This is a genomic window from Castellaniella sp. (genome assembly GCF_049650445.1).
GTDB lineage: Bacteria > Pseudomonadota > Gammaproteobacteria > Burkholderiales > Burkholderiaceae_B > Castellaniella.
In genome coordinates this window covers 128,688-147,329 of sequence record NZ_JBASAD010000037.1, presented here as the reverse complement: position 1 = coordinate 147,329, position 18,642 = coordinate 128,688, and the positions used below count along the sequence as shown (strand labels likewise).

17 protein-coding genes are annotated in these 18,642 nt (G+C 66.2%); 8 read left to right on the top strand and 9 right to left on the bottom strand.

The features are described 5' to 3' along the window. Positions 1 to 81: 81 nt before the first annotated feature. Genes WA983_RS13685 through miaB form a run of 4 tightly spaced genes read right to left on the bottom strand, consistent with a single transcriptional unit; the run spans position 82 to position 4,018 of the window. Positions 82 to 963 carry an HlyC/CorC family transporter gene (locus WA983_RS13685; RefSeq protein ID WP_424312187.1) on the bottom strand — a complete coding sequence of 294 codons (882 nt, stop codon included), beginning with the start codon at positions 961 to 963 and terminating at the stop codon, positions 82 to 84. Positions 964 to 1,015: 52 nt separating this feature from the next. Beyond that, positions 1,016 to 1,501, bottom strand: a complete 486-nt coding sequence (gene ybeY / locus WA983_RS13680; protein ID WP_424247886.1) for an rRNA maturation RNase YbeY — start codon at positions 1,499 to 1,501, stop codon at positions 1,016 to 1,018. Then, positions 1,491 to 2,552: a PhoH family protein gene (locus WA983_RS13675; protein WP_424247885.1), complete on the bottom strand. Its 1,062-nt coding sequence runs from the start codon at positions 2,550 to 2,552 to the stop codon at positions 1,491 to 1,493. The genes ybeY and WA983_RS13675 overlap by 11 nt, the downstream gene beginning before the upstream one ends. Further along, positions 2,549 to 4,018: a tRNA (N6-isopentenyl adenosine(37)-C2)-methylthiotransferase MiaB gene (miaB, locus tag WA983_RS13670; protein WP_424247883.1), complete on the bottom strand. Its 1,470-nt coding sequence runs from the start codon at positions 4,016 to 4,018 to the stop codon at positions 2,549 to 2,551. The genes WA983_RS13675 and miaB overlap by 4 nt, the downstream gene beginning before the upstream one ends. Before the next feature lie 228 nt (positions 4,019 to 4,246). On the opposite strand from miaB, the gene WA983_RS13665 reads away from it, so the two are divergent. Together WA983_RS13665 and WA983_RS13660 are read left to right on the top strand one after the other, a co-directional pair. Beyond that, the gene (locus WA983_RS13665) at positions 4,247 to 5,482 is read left to right on the top strand and encodes a sulfite oxidase (RefSeq protein WP_424312186.1); all 1,236 of its coding nucleotides are present in this window, start codon (positions 4,247 to 4,249) and stop codon (positions 5,480 to 5,482) included. Positions 5,483 to 5,494: 12 nt separating this feature from the next. Next, the gene (locus tag WA983_RS13660; RefSeq protein ID WP_424251869.1) at positions 5,495 to 5,851 is read left to right on the top strand and encodes a c-type cytochrome; all 357 of its coding nucleotides are present in this window, start codon (positions 5,495 to 5,497) and stop codon (positions 5,849 to 5,851) included. Positions 5,852 to 5,953: 102 nt separating this feature from the next. Here WA983_RS13660 and secF read toward each other — a convergent pair whose 3' ends face one another. The 5 genes from secF to queA all read right to left on the bottom strand — a co-directional run bounded on the left by secF (position 5,954) and on the right by queA (position 11,548). Continuing rightward, positions 5,954 to 6,889, bottom strand: a complete 936-nt coding sequence (gene secF / locus WA983_RS13655; RefSeq protein ID WP_424251871.1) for a protein translocase subunit SecF — start codon at positions 6,887 to 6,889, stop codon at positions 5,954 to 5,956. A gap of 45 nt (positions 6,890 to 6,934) precedes the next feature. Next, positions 6,935 to 8,806: a protein translocase subunit SecD gene (gene secD / locus WA983_RS13650; protein WP_424251873.1), complete on the bottom strand. Its 1,872-nt coding sequence runs from the start codon at positions 8,804 to 8,806 to the stop codon at positions 6,935 to 6,937. Positions 8,807 to 8,870: 64 nt separating this feature from the next. Further along, positions 8,871 to 9,212, bottom strand: a complete 342-nt coding sequence (yajC, locus tag WA983_RS13645; protein WP_424251875.1) for a preprotein translocase subunit YajC — start codon at positions 9,210 to 9,212, stop codon at positions 8,871 to 8,873. A 119-nt stretch (positions 9,213 to 9,331) separates the two neighbouring features. Beyond that, positions 9,332 to 10,468, bottom strand: a complete 1,137-nt coding sequence (gene tgt, locus WA983_RS13640) for a tRNA guanosine(34) transglycosylase Tgt (protein ID WP_424251877.1) — start codon at positions 10,466 to 10,468, stop codon at positions 9,332 to 9,334. Between the two features lie 21 nt (positions 10,469 to 10,489). Beyond that, entirely contained in the window at positions 10,490 to 11,548 is a 1,059-nt protein-coding gene (gene queA, locus WA983_RS13635) for a tRNA preQ1(34) S-adenosylmethionine ribosyltransferase-isomerase QueA (RefSeq protein ID WP_424251879.1), read from the bottom strand. 174 nt (positions 11,549 to 11,722) lie between these two features. Between queA and dacB the strand changes: the two genes are divergently transcribed. The 6 genes from dacB to WA983_RS13605 all read left to right on the top strand — a co-directional run bounded on the left by dacB (position 11,723) and on the right by WA983_RS13605 (position 18,602). Next, entirely contained in the window at positions 11,723 to 13,177 is a 1,455-nt protein-coding gene (gene dacB, locus WA983_RS13630; RefSeq protein WP_424251881.1) for a D-alanyl-D-alanine carboxypeptidase/D-alanyl-D-alanine endopeptidase, read from the top strand. A gap of 245 nt (positions 13,178 to 13,422) precedes the next feature. Next, complete coding sequence (locus tag WA983_RS13625) at positions 13,423 to 14,193, top strand: SDR family NAD(P)-dependent oxidoreductase (RefSeq protein WP_424251883.1); 771 nt, start codon at positions 13,423 to 13,425, stop codon at positions 14,191 to 14,193. A gap of 29 nt (positions 14,194 to 14,222) precedes the next feature. Next, the gene (locus tag WA983_RS13620; protein WP_424251885.1) at positions 14,223 to 14,804 is read left to right on the top strand and encodes a MarR family winged helix-turn-helix transcriptional regulator; all 582 of its coding nucleotides are present in this window, start codon (positions 14,223 to 14,225) and stop codon (positions 14,802 to 14,804) included. Further along, positions 14,797 to 15,651: an enoyl-CoA hydratase family protein gene (locus tag WA983_RS13615; protein ID WP_424251887.1), complete on the top strand. Its 855-nt coding sequence runs from the start codon at positions 14,797 to 14,799 to the stop codon at positions 15,649 to 15,651. Before WA983_RS13620 ends, WA983_RS13615 begins: the two co-directional genes overlap by 8 nt. A gap of 1 nt (position 15,652) precedes the next feature. Further along, positions 15,653 to 16,819: an acyl-CoA dehydrogenase family protein gene (locus WA983_RS13610; protein ID WP_424251889.1), complete on the top strand. Its 1,167-nt coding sequence runs from the start codon at positions 15,653 to 15,655 to the stop codon at positions 16,817 to 16,819. A gap of 169 nt (positions 16,820 to 16,988) precedes the next feature. Next, positions 16,989 to 18,602 carry an AMP-binding protein gene (locus tag WA983_RS13605; protein WP_424251899.1) on the top strand — a complete coding sequence of 538 codons (1,614 nt, stop codon included), beginning with the start codon at positions 16,989 to 16,991 and terminating at the stop codon, positions 18,600 to 18,602. Positions 18,603 to 18,642 lie beyond the last annotated feature (40 nt).

Below are 18,642 nucleotides of genomic sequence, written 5' to 3'. Positions count from 1 at the left end.
CTGCCGGCCAGTAGCGCCGCCAGGGGCGCGCGCCAGGCGCGCCGCGCAGCCGGCCGGCCGGCTGCCGCTGCAGTCGTGGACTCAGGCGGCATGTTCCGGGGAGGGAGGGGGCGGGTCCAGGTGCTGGATGTGCAGCCAGCGCGCCCGCTTGCCGTCCGCGCTGACGACGGTGAAGACCAGTCCGTGGCGTTCGAGCCGTTCGCCGCGCCGGGGGATGTGGCCGAGTTCGGCCGCCAGCCAGCCGTTGAGCGTATCCGCGTCCTCGTCGTCCAGTTCGACGCCGAAGGCTTCGTTGAAATCCTCGATTTCGGCGATGCCCATCGCGCGCCAGCTGTTTTCGCCGGTACGGAAGATGGTCTTTTCGGCCTCGTCGTCGAATTCGTCTTCGATGTCGCCGACGATCTGTTCCAGCACGTCCTCCATGGTCACCAGGCCGCAGATGCCGCCGTGCTCGTCGATGACGATGGCCAGGTGGTTGCGGCTGACGCGGAACTCATGCAGCAGTTCGTTCAGGCGCTTGGATTCGGGGATGAAGACGGGGGGGCGCACCAGCGCGCGGATGTCCAGTGCGTGATCCGCCAGGGCCAGCAGCAGGTCCTTGGCGAGCAGCACACCGACGATGTTGTCGCGGTCGCCTTCGTAGACGGGAAAGCGCGAATGGCCGGTTTCGGTGATGGTCGGCATCAGTTCCGGCAGCGGCCGGGAGATGTCGAGCAGGTCCATGCGCGCACGCGACACCATGATGTCGGCCACGGTCTTGTCCACGACCGCCAGGGCCCCGGAAATCATGGCATACGATTCCCCGTCGAGAACGGAGTGGTCATGGGCGGCTTCGAGGACGGCGCGGATGTCCTCGCGGTCAGTGGGTGGTGCGGGGCGCAGCAGAGCCTTGAAGCGGGAAAGAAGGGAACGTGAGGGCCGGGATGTTCGAGGCTCCGGGTCGGGGGCGTGGGGGTCTGGCATTGTCCTGAGGACGAGTAGAGAATTTTGTAGCATAACCGATAAACGGCCGGCTTCAGGCGCGTTCGTCGTCGGTGTAAGGGTTCTGGATGCCCTGGGCCGCCAGGATGCGAGTCTCCAGCGCTTCCATGCGTTCGGCTTCGTCGGCCTCGAGGTGGTCGTGGCCCAGGGCGTGCAGCACGCCGTGCGTGACCAGGTGGGCGGCGTGATGCAGCAGGGGCTTGCCCTGTTCGGCCGCTTCGCGTTCCAGCACCGGCAGACACAGCACGATGTCGCCCAGGATCAGGCCGCTGGGGTCCGCGCCGTATTCGAAGGTGAGCACATTGGTGGCGTAGTCGCGCTGGCGCCAGGCGGCATTCAGTTCGCGACCTTCCTCGGCGTCGACCAGGCGCAGGGTCAGGGCCACCGGGCTGCCGGCGCGCGGTTCCGGAGGCGCCAGGGCAAAGGCCAGCGCACGACCCACCCAGCGCCGCAGGCGCCAGCGCGGCAGGGCCGGGGCCTCGACCGCGTACTGGATCGACAGATTGAAATCAGGATACATGGTCGCCCGCTTGTTCGTAGGCTTCGACGATGCGGCCTACCAGCGGGTGGCGCACCACATCGCGGCTGGTGAAGCGCGTCTGAGCGATGCCCGCCACGTCGTCGAGCACGTCCAGCGCGTGCAGCAGGCCGCTCTGTTGGCCCTTGGGCAGGTCCACCTGGGACGGGTCGCCGTTGATGACGGCCTTGCTGCCGAAACCGATCCGCGTCAGGAACATCTTCATCTGTTCCGGTGTGGTGTTCTGTGCCTCGTCGAGGATGATGAAGGCGTGGTTCAGCGTGCGCCCGCGCATATAGGCCAGCGGCGCGATCTCGATCGTCTGTTTTTCGAACAGCCGCTGGGTCTTTTCAAACCCCAGCAGATCGTACAGGGCGTCGTAGAGTGGCCGCAGGTAGGGATCGACCTTCTGGACCAGGTCGCCGGGCAGAAAACCCAGGCGTTCACCGGCTTCCACAGCCGGGCGCGTCAGCACCAGCCGGGACACCGATTCGCGCTCCAGCGCGTCGATGGCGCAGGCGACCGCCAGCCAGGTCTTGCCGGTGCCGGCGGGGCCGACACCGAAGGTCACGTCATGCTTCAGGATGGCGTTCAGATAGTCGCGTTGGCGCGGGGTGCGCGGGCGCAGGTCGGTCTTGCGGGTGCGCAGGCTCAGGCTGGCGTCGTCCACTGGCGGCAGTTCGGGCAGTTCCGGCGCGCCGCCGGTTTCGCCCGAGCGGGCACCCAGTTCCACCAGGCCGAGCTGCAGGGTGTCCAGGGACAGCGGCGCCGAGGCGGCGCGTTCGTGGAACCAGCGCAGCGCCCCGGCGGTCGGACGCGCCTGGGCGCCCCGGATCGTGAAGCGGGTGCCGCGCCGGCTGATCTCCACCCCGTAGGCCTGGGCGATCTGGCGCAGGTTCTCGTCCAGCGGCCCGCACAGATTGGCCAGATGGGTATTGTCCGCGTCCAGTTGCAGCGAGAGCGGACGGGCTTTTGCGGAGGATGGACGGGCGGGTGCCGGGGCTGTCCCGGGGGGGCGTCGTGCGGCAGCGGTCGGATGGCTTTTCGTGCTCATGTGTCGGCCTGCGCGCTGTCGATCGTGACGATTTCGCCGCGCAACGTGTTGGTCAGCGCCTCGGTGATGCGCACGTCCACCATCTGGCCGATCAGGCGCGGCTGACCGGCGAAGTTGACGATGCGGTTGTTTTCCGTGCGGCCTTTCATGTCGCGGGGATCCTTTTTCGAGGGGCCTTCGACCAGCAGACGCTGGATGCCGCCCACCATGGAGCGGCTGATGGCGGCGGCCTGGTCGTTGATCAAGGCCTGCAGGCGGTGCAGGCGATCGAGTTTTTCGGCGTCCGGCGTGTCGTCGGGCAGATCGGCGGCCGGGGTGCCCGGGCGGCGCGAATACACGAAGGAGAAAGACTGGTCGAAGCCCACGTGGCGCACCAGGTCCATCGTCTTCTGGAAGTCGGCCTCGGTCTCGCCGGGAAAGCCGACGATGAAGTCCGAGGACAGCGTCATGTCGGGTCGCGCGGCGCGCAGGCGGCGGATGATGGACTTGTATTCCAGCGCCGTGTAGCCGCGCTTCATGGCGGCCAGCACCCTGTCGCTGCCGGCCTGGACCGGCAGATGCAGGAAGGGCACCAGCTTGGGCAGCCGGCCGTGAGCCTCGATCAGCCGCGCGGTCATTTCCTTGGGGTGAGACGTGGTGTAGCGGATGCGCTCGATGCCGGGGATGTCGTGCACATAGTCCAGCAGCATGGCAAAGTCGGCGATCTCGCCGCCGTCGCCGGCCGGCCCCCGGTAGGCGTTGACGTTCTGGCCCAGCAGGGTGACTTCGCGCACGCCCTGGTCGGCCAGGTCGGCGATTTCCACCAGGACGTCATCGAAGGGGCGCGAGACCTCGGCACCCCGGGTGTAGGGCACGACGCAGAAGCTGCAGTATTTGCTGCAGCCTTCCATGATGGAGACAAAGGCCGAGGGCCCGTCGATGCGGGCCGGGGGCAGGGCGTCGAATTTTTCGATTTCCGGGAAGGAAATGTCCACCTGGGACTGGCCGGTGGCGCGACGCCGGTCGATCAGTTCCGGCAGGCGGTGCAGGGTCTGGGGACCGAACACCACATCCACATAGGGCGCGCGGCGCACGATGGCCTCGCCTTCCTGGCTGGCCACGCAGCCGCCCACGCCGATCACCAGATCGGGATTCCGCCGTTTCAGGTGCTGCACGCGACCCAGGTCGGAAAAGACTTTTTCCTGGGCTTTTTCGCGTACCGAACAGGTGTTGAACAGGATGATGTCGGCGTCGTCCGGAGTCTGGGTCAGTTCCACGCCCTTGGCGGCGTGCAGCACGTCGGCCATTTTCTCGGAGTCGTATTCATTCATCTGGCAGCCGAAGGTGCGGATGAACAGCTTTTTCACGCGGCCGGGTTCGGTCGGTTGCAGCAGGGTGGCCAGGGCTTGATCCTGAGCAGTGTCGGCGGTAGGGGCGGCGGCAGGCGCGGGCGTGACGCCCGGGCGGCGCAGAGAGGTTTCTTGCATGGTGAAGGCCGTGACGGGTTTATATCCCGGGGGCGAGGTCTGAAACCCTTGATTGTACTGTGAATGAGGATTGTCCTATGCCTGACGAATCTCAATGGTTGAAGATTCAACAAATTATCAGTTATAAGAAAATTACCCAAAGCAGGATCAGTAGAAAAACCAACGATCCGGTCGTCATGCTCCAGGTGGATGGGCATTGCGGGCCGTCGGATGACAAGGGAGACAGGCATGAGCAATCCGTATCTTGTGAATCCCGGGCGCCGCCGCGCTCTGGCTGTGGGCGGCGGACTGGCGGCCCTGGCCGGCCTGCCGGGAGCTGCGCTGGCTGATGGTGTCCGCCAGGACCCGCCCGCCAAGGCCGCGGCGGGCGGCGGCAAGGCCCTACCGGAATACGCCGCGTGGAAAGACGCGGACGCCATGATCGTGCACAGCGCCAATACCATCGAATTGCGGCGCGAGGACTTTGGCCATAGCACGATCACGCCCAGCAACCGCCTGTACGTGCGCAATAATCTGAATCCGCCGTCGGCCGACATCATGAAGGACCCCGATGCCTGGTCGCTGGAAGTCTCCGGGGTCGCCCAACCAGGCAGCTTGACCGTGGCGGACCTCAAACGCCTGGGCTTGACCGCTGTGACCATGGTGCTGCAGTGCTCGGGCAACGGGCGGGCCTGGTTTCCGCACAAACCCAGCGGCACTCAATGGACGGTCGGCGCCGCCGGCTGCGTGGTGTTCGCCGGTGTGCCGGTCAAGGATGTCGTCAAGGCACTGGGCGGTGTCGCAGGCGGCATGAAATACATGACCGGCACGGGTGGCGAGATCCTGCCGGAAGGCGTGGATCCCAATACCGTGAAAGTGGAGCGTTCCGTGCCGGTCGAGGCCATGGAGGACGCCATCCTGGCCTGGGAACTGAATGGCGCCGCGCTGCCGCTGGCGCACGGCGGTCCTCTGCGCCTGATCGTGCCCGGCTATATGGGCGTAAACAACATCAAGTACATCCGGCATCTGGCCTTCACGGCGGAACAGTCGCCGGCCAAGATCCAGCAGAGCAGCTACCGCTTTTATCCGGTGGGGGAAAAGGGTTCGGACAAATACCCCTCGATCTGGGAAATGCCGGTCAATTCCTGGGTCACCTCGCCCTACGAACCGGGCAAGCCGCAGCCGGCCGGCCGTATGGTTCTGTCGGGCGTCGCCATGGGCGGATTCCATGCGCTCAAGGGGGTGGAGGTTTCCCTCGACGGCGGCCAGACCTGGCACGCCGCCGACTCGTTTGGCCCCGACATGGGGCGCTACGCCTGGCGCACCTTCGCGCTGGCCGTGGATCTGAAACCCGGCAAATACCAGATTGCCACCCGTGCGACCAACGACAAGGGCGATACGCAGCCCAAGGAACGGCAGGACAACAACCGGGGCTACAACAACAATAGCTGGCTGGATCACAGCGTCGAACTGGAGGTGGTCTGAGTGTGTGGGGCGATGAACTGGAGCACCCGTCGGCAAGCCTGGCTGGGCCGCGTCGCGCTGTGCGGCGCGCTGGGCCTGGCGGCCGGCGCCGCGTGGGCCGATACTCCCGATGCGGCGCGGCTGGAAGAGGGGCGTACGCTGTTCCAGAAGAACGCGACCCCGGCTTGCGCGGTCTGTCACACGCTGGAGGATGCGCAGGCCACGGGACCCATCGGGCCGAATCTGGATGAATTGCAGCCGGATCGGGATCAGGTGCTGGCTGCGCTCAGGGACGGTGGCGGCGCCATGCCGTCCTTCGAAGAGACGCTGACTCGGGAGCAGCGCGAGGCGGTGGCGGATTACGTGGTGTGGGCGACCCATCCGCATTGAGAGGAACGGCGCGCCGACGCACGCAGCACAGGCGTTCAAGAAAACAGGGCCGGTCATCCGAAGATGCCGGCCCTGCTGCGGTCAGGCGGAATCGCGGAGGAATTACCCGAGTTCGACTTCCGGCCCGTCCTTCTTGACCGGCTTGACCAGGTCTTCGCGCTTGATGCCCATCCACATCGCCAGGGCGGCGGCCACGAACACCGACGAGTAGATACCGAACCAGATCCCGATCGTCAGCGCCAGCGAGAAATTGTGCAGCGTCGGGCCGCCGAAGAAGAACATCGACAGCACCATCATCTGCGTCGAACCGTGCGTGATGATCGTCCGGGAAATGTTCTGCGTGATCGAGGTGTTGATGATTTCGCGCACCGAGGCCTTGCGCATCTTGCGGAAATTTTCACGGATCCGGTCCATCACGACCACGGATTCGTTCACCGAATAGCCCAGCACCGCCAGCACCCCGGCCAGCACCGACAGCGAGAATTCCCACTGGAAGAAGGCGAAGAAGCCCAGGATGATCACCACGTCGTGCAGGTTCGCCAGCGCGCACGAGGCCGCCAGCTTCCATTCGAACCGGATGGCCAGATAGACCATGATGCCCACCACTACGAACAGCAGCGCCATCAGGCCGTTGTGCAGCAGCTCCTGGCCGACCTGCGGCCCGACGAATTCCACCCGACGCAACTGCACGTCGGCGTGCTGGGCCTGCAGAGCGGACATGACGATGCGGCTCTGGGTGGCGGTGTCTTCATTGGGGCGTACCGGCAGGCGGATCATCACGTCCTGCGAGGTGCCGAAATTCTGCACCTGGAAGTCGGTATAGCCCAGCGAGTCGATCGCCGTGCGGATGTCGGCGACCGGCGCGGTCTGTTCGTAGTGGACTTCCATCACCGTGCCGCCGGTGAACTCGATCGACAGGTGAAAGCCCCGGGTGGCGATGAAGAAGACGGCGGCCAGAAAGGTCAGCAGGCTGATGATGTTCAGGATCAGCGCATGCCGCATGAACGGGATGGTGCGATGAATGCGGAAAAATTCCATGATGTGTCCTGGGGTGCGGGGTGGACGGGCTGGGGCCTGAGCCCGTCAGTCCTGCTTGGGTTTCCAGATCTGGCCGATGGAGATCGTCTTCAGCTTGCGCTGGCGGCCGTACCACAGGTTCGCCAGGGCACGCACGCCGACCACGGACGAGAACATCGAGGTCAGGATGCCGATGCAGTGCACCACGGCAAAGCCGCGCACCGGGCCGGTACCGAAGGTCAGCAGGGCCACGCCCACGATCAGGCTGGTCAGGTTGGAGTCGAAAATCGTCGCCCAGGCACGGTCGAAGCCCAGGTGGATCGCCTGTTGGGGGGGCAGGCCCTCGCGCAGCTCTTCGCGGATGCGTTCGTTGATCAGCACGTTGGCGTCGATGGCCATGCCCAGGGTCAGGGCGACGGCGGCGATGCCGGGCAGGGTCAGCGTGGCCTGCAGCATGGACAGCACGGCCAGCAGCAGGAGCACGTTGAGGCTCAGGCCCAGCGTGGAGAACAGGCCGAACAGGTGGTAGTACAGGATGATGAAGACCGCGATGGCGATGAAGCCGTACAGGGTCGAGTCGAAGCCCTGCTTGATGTTGGCGGCGCCCAGGCTGGGGCCGATGGTGCGTTCTTCGATGATGTGCATCGGCGCAGCCAGAGAACCGGCGCGCAGCAACAGGGCCACGTCGGCGGCTTCCTGGGCGTTCATGCTGCCGGAAATCTGCACCTGGCCGCCGGGGATTTCGGAACGGATCACCGGAGCGGTGACGACCTCGCCCTTGCCGTTTTCGAACAGCACGATGGCCATGCGCTTGCCGATGTTGTCGCGCGTCACGTCACGGAAGATGCGTGCGCCCTTGGAGTCCAGCGTCAGGTTGACGGTGGGCTGCTGGGTCTGCTGGTCGCGGCCGGGTTGGGCGTCCTGCAGGTTCTCGCCAGTCAGGATCACCTGGCGGCGCAGCAGCAGGGGGCGGCCGTCGCGGTCTTCGTAGCGCACCAGGCCGAAGGGCACGCGGCCCGAAGCCAGCGCGGCCGTGGCGGTGGGCGAATCGTCCACCATGTGGATTTCCAGGGTGGCGGTACGGCCCAGGATGTCCTTGGCCTTGGCCACGTCCTGGACGCCGGGCAGTTGGACCACGATGCGGTCGCCGCCCTGTTGCTGGATCACGGGCTCGGCCACGCCGAGTTCATTGATCCGGTTGTGCAACGTCTGGATGTTCTGCTTCAGGGCGTTGTCCTGAACCTGGGTGATCGAAGCCGGGCTGAGCGTGCCGTCCACCAGCCACTGCTCACCGGACTGGCCGGTGGTGAAGACCATTTCAGGCATGGCGCGGCGCAGCGTGTCGATGGCTGCGTCCCGATCGGCCTGGGTGGCGAAGGTTGCGCGCACTGACTGCTGGTTGCGCTCGACGTCCTCGGCCTTGAGCTTGGCGTCGCGCAGAGTGGTGCGGGCTTCGCCGGCCATGGAGTCGTAGCGGCTGGTCAGGGCGCCCTGCATGTCCACCTGGAGCAGGAAGTGCACGCCGCCGCGCAGGTCCAGGCCCAGGTACATGGGGTGGGCGCCCAGGGACGTCAGCCAGTTCGGCGAGGCCGACATCAGGTTCAGGGCGACGGTGTAGTCGGGATTCTGCGGGTCCGGGTTCAGGACTTTTTCGATCTGGTCCTTGGCCTTGAGCTGCGTGTCGGTGGAGTCGAAGCGCAGCCGTACCGTGCCGACCGGGCCGTTCATCTCGAACGAACCCGCAGTCGGGCGGATGCCGGCCTGGTCCAGCGCCTGTTCGGCCCGGGTCAGGGTGTTCTGATCGATCTTGACGGCCGTCTTGGCCCCCGCGATCTGGACCGCCGGAGACTCACCGTAGAGATTGGGCAGCGTGTAGAGCACGCCGATCAGGACGGCGGCCAGAACGAGGAGGTATTTCCAGATTGGGTAGCGGTTCATGGTCGATCAGGTGAGGCAAGTCTGAATGGGACGGGGCGCCGGACGTCGGCGCCCGCCGGGCGGATCAGAGCGACTTGATCGTGCCCTTGGGCAGCACGGTGGTGACGGCGCTGCGTTGCACGAGGGTTTCCACGGCCTTGTCGCCTGCCTGGGAGATTTCGATGGTCAGGTAGTTGTCGCTGACCTTGCTGATCTTGCCCAGCATGCCGCCCGACAGAATGACTTCGTCGCCCTTGGCCAGGGCCTCGACCATCTTCTTGTGATCCTTCTGGCGCTTCATTTGCGGACGGATCATCAGGAAGTACAGGATGACGAACATCAGGATGATGGGCAGCATGCTCATCAGCGGGTTCGCTTCGCCGGCGGCTTGGGCCGGGATCAGGGTCAGGGTGTCGACGAGGGACATGGAGGCTCCTGCGAGGGCTATGGGGGTCGATGGATGGGTACGAGCCGGCCGATAGCTGGCTCGTGAACGAAATTAACTCTTGATTGTAGCGGGATATGGCCTTGGTCGCGTTTCCGTCTTTATTCGATGCCGCGCGCCCGATCGCGGTGGAAGGCTTCGCGCCAGGACTCGAAGCGGTCTTCCTCGATGGCCGTGCGCATGTCTTCCATCAGGTGCAGGTAGAAGTGCAGGTTGTGCAGGGTGTTCAGGCGGGCGCCGGTGATTTCCCCGGCGCGCTGCAGGTGGTGCAGGTAGGCGCGCGAGAAGTGCCGGCAGGTGTGGCAGCCGCATGTCGGGTCCAGCGGGCGGGTGTCGTCGCGGTAGCGGGCGTTGCGGATCTTGATGTCGCCGTAGCGGGTGAACAGCCAGCCGTTGCGCGCGTTGCGGGTGGGCATGACGCAGTCGAACATGTCCACGCCCCGGCTCACGCCTTCGACCAGGTCCTCGGGGGTGCCCACGCCCATCAGGTAGCGTGGCGCCTGGGCCGGCATGCGCGGGGTCACGTGGGCCAGCACGCGCATCATGTCTTCTTTGGGTTCGCCCACCGACAGGCCGCCGATGGCGTAGCCCTCGAAGCCGATCTCCGTCAGGCCGGCCAGGGATTCGTCGCGCAGGTCCTCGTACATGCCGCCCTGGATGATGCCGAACAGCGCGTTGGGATTGCCCAGGTCCTGGAAGGCCTGGCGCGAGCGGCGCGCCCAGCGCAGCGACATGCGCATCGAAGTGGCGGCTTCTTCATGGGTGGCGGGACGGTCGCCGATGCGGTAGGGCGTGCATTCGTCCAGCACCATGGCGATGTCGGAATTCAGGCTGCGCTGGATGCGCATCGATTCCTCGGGCGTCAGGAACAGGCGCGAACCGTCGATGGGCGAGGCGAAACGCACGCCTTCTTCGGTGATCTTGCGCATGCCGTCCAGGCTGAAGACCTGAAAACCGCCGGAATCCGTCAGGATCGGCCGGTCCCACTGCATGAAGCCGTGCAGGCCGCCATGGCGGTCCAGGATGTCGGTGCCGGGGCGCAGCCACAGGTGAAAGGTATTGCCCAGGACGATCTGGGCGCCGATGTCTTCCAGTTCGTGGGGCAGCATGGCCTTGACGCTGCCGTAAGTGCCCACGGGCATGAAGATCGGGGTCTGGACGACGCCGTGGTTCAGCGTCAGGCGGCCGCGCCGGGCAGCGCCGTCGGTGTGCAATAGTTCGAATCGGAGTCCGGTCATGAGGTCTTCTGGGTCTGTCGATCAGGGCTGGAGGGCGGCGAGGCCCTGGGCGGCCTCGATGAACATGGCGTCGCCGTAGCTGAAGAAGCGGTAGCGCGATTGCACGGCATGAGCGTAGGCGCGGCGGATCGGGTCCATGCCCGCCAGCGCGGACACCAGCATCAGCAGCGTCGATTGCGGCAGGTGAAAATTGGTGATCAGGGCATCGACGTTGGCAAAGCGGTAGCCGGGCGTGATGAAGATCCGGGTGTCGCCTTCGCAGGCGTGCTCGCCGTCGCCGTCACGGGCGGCGGCCTCCAGAGAGCGCACGCTGGTCGTGCCTACGGCGATCACGCGTCCGCCGCGCGCGCGGGTTTCGCGGATGCGGCGCAGGGTTTCGGCCGGGACGGCGTAGCGTTCCGCGTGCATGACGTGCTCGCTGATGCGTGCAACGCGCACCGGCTGGAAAGTGCCCGCGCCCACGTGCAGCGTGACGAAGGCCCGTTCCACGCCCATGGCCTCCAGGCGGTCGAGCATGGCCTGGTCGAAGTGCAGGCCGGCGGTCGGCGCAGCCACGGCGCCGGGCTTGTCGGCGTAGACGGTCTGGTAGCGCGCCTCGTCCTCGCCGTCGGCGCCGTGCGTGATGTACGGCGGCAGGGGCACGCTGCCGTGGCGCTCCAGCAGCTCCAGCACCGGGGTCGGAAAGGCCAGTTCGAACAGTTCGTCCTGGCGACCCAGGACTTCGGCCTGGAGGGTCCCGTCGGCCAGGATCAGCCGCGTGCCGGGACGGGGCGACTTGCTGGCGCGCACGTGCGCCAGGGCACGCCGGGGTTCGGTGATGCGTTCCACCAGGACTTCGACCTGGCCGCCGCTGTCCTTGCGACCGCGCAACCGGGCCTTGATGACGCGGGTGTCGTTGAAGACCAGCAGGTCGCCGGCGCGCAACAGGCTGGGCAGGTCGGTGAACTGCCGGTCGTGCAGGCCGCCGGCACCATCCAGATGCAGCAGCCGGCTGGCGTCGCGCCGCGCAGCGGGATGCTGGGCGATCAGTTCGGGGGGCAGTTCGTAGTCGAACTGGGCAATATCGAGAGAGTCGGTCACGGGCAGTCCGAATGCCGACGAGGGCGTTCGGGGAAAAAAACGGTGGGAGCGGGGTATTTTAGTCCGATGCGCCCGGCGCGCTGCGGAGAAGGGCCGGTCGTTGCATCTGGCCGCATCCGGGCTGTCTGCTTTGGATTATGCTGTGTTTTTTTCCGGTTTGAATCGGGTGATGGCATGCGGCTGGCGGGATGGATGAGGTGGAGGTCATGGCAACGGCGCCTGGGCGCGGGGCTGGCGTCATGCCTGTTCGCGGGGATGTCGCTGGGCGCAGGCGCCCAGGCATTGCCTCCGGAATTGCAAAAGGCCTGGACGGCCACGAAACTGCCGCTGTCCTCCCTGTCGCTGGAGGTCCGCGAGGCCGGCGGCCCGGTGCTCGTCCGTATCCAGGCCGACGAGCCGCGCAATCCGGCTTCGGTGATGAAGACGGTGACCACCTGGACCGCGCTGTCTGCCTTGGGGCCGGATTACACCTGGCGCACCCGTTTTCTGTCCGACCCGGGCGCCCGCGTCGACGACCAGGGCACTCTGCAGGGACCGCTGTACGTCCAGGCGGCCGGTGATCCCTGGTTCCGCCAGGAAGACCTCTGGAACATGCTGCGCGAACTGCGCCTGCGGGGCGTGAAAAACCTGTCCGAGGTCGTGGTGGATCGTGGCCTGTTCGGTCAGGTGGCCATCGACCCGGGCAGCTTCGACGATGCGCCGGACCGTCCCTACAACGCCAGCCCCGACGCGATGATGGTCAATTTCGGTGCGACCCGGCTGGTGTTCCTGCCCGACGCCAAGGCGCGCCAGTGGATTCCCGTCCTTGATCCGCCGACCCGTGACGTGCGTGTCGACGGCCGGCTCGAATGGCTGGACGGCGTGTGCAAGGGCTCGCCCATCGTGGCGGCCGACGTGCGGCCCGAAGGCCCGCAGTCCGTCATCCGTGTGTCCGGCAAGGCCGTCGGCTCTTGCGGCGAGTTCAGCGTGTACCGGCTGGCCGGAAACCAGGGCGACCATTTCGAGGCCCTGTTCCGCCTGCTCTGGCGCGAGCTGGGCGGCACGTTGTCGCGCGGCGTGCGCGACGGCCGCGTGCCCGCGAAGGCCACGGCGCTGGCCTGGCACGACTCGCCTTCCCTGGCCGACGTGATCCGCCAGATCAACAAGCACAGCAACAATGTCATGGCCCGCATGACCTTGCTGACCCTGGGCGCGGAACTGAACGGCTCGGGCGCCACCCCGGAAAGCGGCGGCCAGGCGGTCCGGCAGGTCCTGAAGAACCAGGGCGTGGACACGACGGGCTGGACGCTGGACAATGGCTCGGGCCTGTCGCGCCAGGGCCGTGTCACGGCGCGTGGTCTGGCGCAGATGCTGGACGTGGCCTGGCGCTCGCCCCTGATGCCGGAATTCGTGTCCTCGCTGGCGATTTCGGGGGTGGACGGCACGGTGCGCCGCCGCCTGCGCTCCGAAGACACGCGTGGCCAGGCGCACCTGAAGACCGGCACCTTGCGCGATTCGCGCGCGCTGGCCGGCTATGTGCGCGGTGCCAGCGGCAAGCGCTACATCCTGGTCAGCCTGGTCAATCATTCGGGCGCGGCTGCGGTACGACCATTCGATGATGCGCTCGTCGAATGGCTGGCGGCACGCTGAAGCGGCCGCCTCGGCCGGCGCGCGAGCGGCGTTTGCCGTGACCGCGCCGGTCTATGAATATTCATATATGTCTTGACAGGCAACTAATTCATTTATAAATTAATAATAAATAAACTAAATAAGCCATAAGCGGCCATCAGATCGGATGCGCCTGTGTGGCCCAGGAGGAAGCGTGAGATGAAGATCATCCCGATCGGCGGCCTCGCCGGCTCGCAGCGGACGACCGTTCTGGCCGGAGGCCGATCGTGAGCGGCGGGCAGGTACCTCGTCATGCTCTGGTCACGGGCGGTAGCCGGGGGATCGGGGCGGCCATCGTCCGGCGTCTGGTGGCCGAGGGGCACCATGTGACGATCCTGGGTCGGGGGCTGTCAGCCGCCCAGGCACTGGCGGCGCAAGACCCCGGGCACTTGCATGCGGTGGCGGCCGACGTCGCCGCCGCCGATCAGGTGGCTGCCGCGCTGGCCGAGGCTCGCGCCCGTTTCGGGCCCGTCGATATGCTGGTCAACAACGCTGGCCAGGCGGAAAGCGCCCCTTTCCTGAAAATGGACACCGACCTGTGGCAGCGCATGCTGCATGTCAACCTGACGGGGACGATGGTGTGCACCCAGGCAGTGCTGCCCGACATGCTGGCCGCCGGCTGGGGCCGGATCGTCAACGTCGCCAGCACGGCGGGCCAGAAAGGCTACGCTTACGTGTCGGCTTATTGCGCGGCCAAGCACGGCGTGATCGGACTGACCCGGTCGCTGGCGCTGGAACTGGCTGCCAAGGGCGTGACGGTCAACGCCGTTTGTCCGGGCTACACCGATACCGACATCGTGCGCAGCAGCGTCGAACGGGTCGTGGCCAAGACTGGCCGCAGCGCGCAGTCCGCGCGCGACGAGTTCACCAAGGCCAATCCGCAGGGGCGGCTGGTCGATCCGGACGAAGTGGCGGATGCCGTCGCCTGGCTGTGCGGGCCGGGCGCGGGGGCCGTGACCGGTCAGTCGGTTTCGGTCAGCGGCGGCGAGGTCATGTGAGTCTGAACATCTGAAAGGAAGCCATCGCGATGGTCAAACTGGCTAAGAATTTCCGTCTCGTCGAATCGTTGGGCGAGGAACATATCGGGCTGGAAGCGCGCGCGCAGATGGACGACCATCTGGACGTACGGATGTGGTTGCGCCTGCTGGCCTGCTCGGCCCAGATCGAGCGGCAGATCCGTCTGTTGCTGCGGGTGCGTTTTGCCACCTCCCTGCCGCGTTTCGACTACCTGGCTCAGCTCGATCGCCACCCGGACGGCCTGCGCATGAGCGTGCTGTCCCGCCACCTGATGGTGACCGGAGGCAATGTCACAGGGTTGACGGATCAACTGGTCAAGGACGGCATGGTGAAGCGGATCGAGGATCCGGAGGACCGGCGTTCCTGGCGGGTGCTGCTGAGCGAAAAAGGCCGGGCGGAATTCGCCCGCATGGCGGCCGAGCACGAACAATGGCTGACTGACATGTTCAGGGATCTGCCCTTGGAGAACAAGGAAGCCCTGTACGAGCATCTGGGGCATCTGCGCGTACGGCTCGCGCAGCGCCAGGAAGAAATCGAGGCAAGTGCCCACAAAGCAGGGCGCGCAACTTCCAGGAGAAAAACGCATGACTGAAGATCGGATCGACCCGGGATTGTTGGCGGGCAACCGCCGGCCCATGGCGGCGGAACAGCCGGAGCATTTTCTATGGGCGGTCCACGAGGGCGTGGCGACCATCACCCTGAACCGGCCCGAGCGCAAGAATCCGCTGACCTTCGAAAGCTATGCCGAGTTGCGGGACCTGTTCCATCGCCTCAAATGGGCGGACGACGTCAAGGCGGTCGTGGTGACGGGTGCGGGCGGTAATTTCTGTTCCGGCGGGGACGTGCATGAAATCATCGGCCCGCTGATCCGGCTCAAGGCACCGGAACTGCTGATGTTCACGCGCATGACCGGTGAACTGGTCAAGACCATGCGGGCCTGCCCGCAACCGATCGTGGCGGCGGTCGACGGCGTGTGCGCCGGCGCGGGCGCCATCATGGCCATGGCGTCCGACCTGCGGCTGGGCACCGAGCGCAGCAAGACCGCATTCCTGTTCAACCGCGTCGGCCTGGCGGGATGCGATATGGGGGCTTGCGCCATCCTGCCGCGCCTGATCGGGCAGGGCCGAGCCAGCGAATTGCTGTATACGGGCCGCAGCCTGGGTGGCACCGAAGGCGAGCGCTGGGGCTATTTCAACCGTCTCTGCGCGCCGGAGGAACTGCTGTCCGAGGCGCAGGCGCTGGCGGCGCAATTGTGCCAGGGGCCGAGTTTCGCCAATGGCATCACCAAGACCATGTTGCACCAGGAATGGGCCATGACGATCGAGCAGGCCATCGAGGCCGAGGCCCAGGCGCAGGCGATCTGCATGATGACCCAGGATTTCTCGCGGGCCTATCATGCCTTCGTCGACAAACAGAAGCCGCGTTTCGAGGGGAACTGACATGGCGGATACCGCGTACCTGGAGTGGCCGTTCTTCGAGGATCGTCACCGCGAACTGGCGGTCGCGCTGGATGCGTGGGCGACGGCGAACGTGTCTCAGGAGCATGGTCGGGACGTCGATGAGGCGTGCAAGGCCCTGGTGCGTACACTGGGTGCGGGCGGGTGGCTGCGCCATGCGGTTGCCGGGACCGCGCACGGCGGCTCCGGATCGGCGATCGATACGCGTGCCGTCTGTCTGATCCGCGAAACGCTGGCCCGTCATTCGGGCCTGGCCGATTTTGCCTTCGCCATGCAGGGCCTGGGTTCCGGGGCGATTTCCCTGCACGGTACCGAGGCCCAGCGCCAGGACTATCTGCCGCGCGTGGCCGCCGGGCAGGCGATCGCCGCTTTCGCCCTGTCGGAACCCGATGCGGGTTCCGACGTGGCTGCCATGAGCTGCGCAGCCCGTGCGGACGGGGATGATTACATCCTCGATGGCGAGAAAACCTGGATTTCCAACGGCGGCATCGCCGATTTCTACGTCGTCTTCGCGCGCACGGGCGAGGCGCCGGGTTCGCGTGGTCTTTCGGCCTTCATCGTGGATGCCGGGACGCCGGGTTTTGAAATCGCCGAGCGCATCGAGGTCATCGCACCGCACCCGCTGGCCCGCCTGCGCTTCGATCAATGCCGCATTCCGGCGAGCCGGCGTCTGGGTGCGCCGGGCGAGGGCTTCAAGGTCGCCATGCGGACCCTGGACGTGTTCCGGACCTCCGTGGCCGCCGCGGCGCTGGGTTTTGCCCGTCGTGCCCTGGACGAAGCCTTGCAGCGTGCCGTGACCCGGCGCATGTTCAATGGCGTGCTGGCGGACTTCCAGTTGACCCAGTCCAAGCTCGCCCAGATGGCGACGGCGATCGACAGCGCGGCCCTGCTCACGTACCGGGCCGCCTGGCTGCGGGACCAGGGGCGGACGGTGACGCGCGAGGCCGCCATGGCCAAAATGACGGCCACCGAGAACGCTCAGCAGGTCATCGATGCGGCCGTACAGATGTTCGGCGGCCTGGGCGTCGTCAGCGAACAGCCGGTCGAGCGTCTGTACCGGGACGTCCGGGCGCTGAGGATCTACGAAGGGGCCACCGAAGTGCAGCAGCTCATCATTGCCCGGGAGCTGTTGAAGCCTTTGCAGGGGTGAGCCCGGCCGGGTGACCGCGTGCCGCAAGCAGGGGGCATGTGGTCATCCCGCATTGACAGCCATTTATTTCATATATAAATTAATAACAACTAAATTAACGCCCGTCGAGTGTGCTCGTGACTTGTTTCCGCGAACCCGCCCGGCGGCCATCACGCCGGGGAGACAATCCATCGTGTATAGCGCCCACATCGATACTTTCGCCCGCGACCATCTGCCGCCGCCGGAACAACAGCCCGAATTCCTGTTCGATCTGCCCGAACTGCAGTTTCCCGAGCGCCTGAATTGCGCCACCGAACTGCTCGACCGCCACGTCGCCGAAGGGCGGGGTGACCGGATCTGCATTCGCGCGTCGGGCGTGTCCTGGACGTACGCCGATCTGCAGGAGCAGGCCAATCGCATCGCCCACGTGCTGGTGCAGGACATGGGCCTGGTGCCGGGCAATCGCGTACTGCTGCGCGCGCCCAACAATCCCATGCTGGCGGCCTGCTGGTTCGCCGTCATGAAGGCGGGCGGCATCGCCGTGGCGACGATGCCGCTGCTGCGCGCCAAGGAATTGAACGCCATCCTGGAAATCGGACAGGTCACCCACGCCTTGTGCGATGCCACGCTGGCCGAGGAAATGAACCTCGCAGCGCAGAATCAGCCGGGATTGCGGCAACTGCGGTTCTTCCATGACGACGGGCCGGGCGGCCTGGAGGCCGTCATGGCACGGATGCCGGCCGATTTCCAGAACGTCGAGACGGCCGCCGACGATACCTGCATCCTGGGCTTTACGTCCGGGACCACGGGCGTGCCCAAGGCCACCATCCATTTCCACCGCGACGTGATGGCGATCTGTGACTGCTGGCCCAAGTACGTGCTGCGGCCCACGGCCGACGACGTGTTCATCGGCAGCCCGCCGCTGGCCTTCACGTTCGGTCTGGGGGGGCTGCTGCTGTTTCCCCTGCGCGTGGGCGCCACCGCCGTCCTGCTGGAAAAGGCCGGTCCGCCGCTGCTGCTCGAAGGCATCCGCGAATTTGGCGCCACGGTGGTGTTCACCGCGCCCACGTCCTACCGGGCGCTGGCGGCGCATGGCGCCGAATTGCGTCGGACGCCCCTGCGCAAGTGCGTGTCGGCGGGCGAGGCCTTGCCGGCCGCGACGCGCGCGCTGTGGAAAGAAGCCACGGGCATCGAACTGATCGACGGGATCGGTGCGACCGAGATGTTGCACATCTTCATCTCGCACGATGAAAGCCAGGCCCGTCCCGGCGCCACCGGCAAGCCGGTGCCCGGCTACCGCGCCAAGGTGGTGGACGACGAAGGACGGGAAGTGCCTCCCGGCACCATCGGCAAGCTGGCGGTGCAAGGCCCCACGGGGTGCCGCTACCTGGCCGATCCGCGTCAGAAAGCCTATGTGCGGGATGGCTGGAATCTGACGGGCGACGCCTATCTGATGGATGCCGACGGCTATTTCTTCTATCAGGCGCGTACGGACGACATGATCGTCTCGTCGGGCTACAACATCGCTGCGCCCGAGGTCGAGGAGGCGCTGATGCTGCATCCCGCCGTGGCGGAGTGCGCCGTGATCGGCGTGCCCGACGAGCAGCGCGGTCAGATCGTCAAGGCCTTTGTGGTCCTGCGGCCCGGCCAGGCGCGGGGCGAGGCGACGGTCAAGACCTTGCAGGATTTCGTCAAGTCGACGGTTGCGCCTTACAAATACCCGCGCGCGGTCGAGTTCGTGGACGCCTTGCCTCGCACCCAGACCGGCAAGCTGCAGCGCTTCAAACTGCACCCGTCCGCCTGAAACGTCCTCTGGGCGGCGTGCTCTTGCCGTATGATGCGTG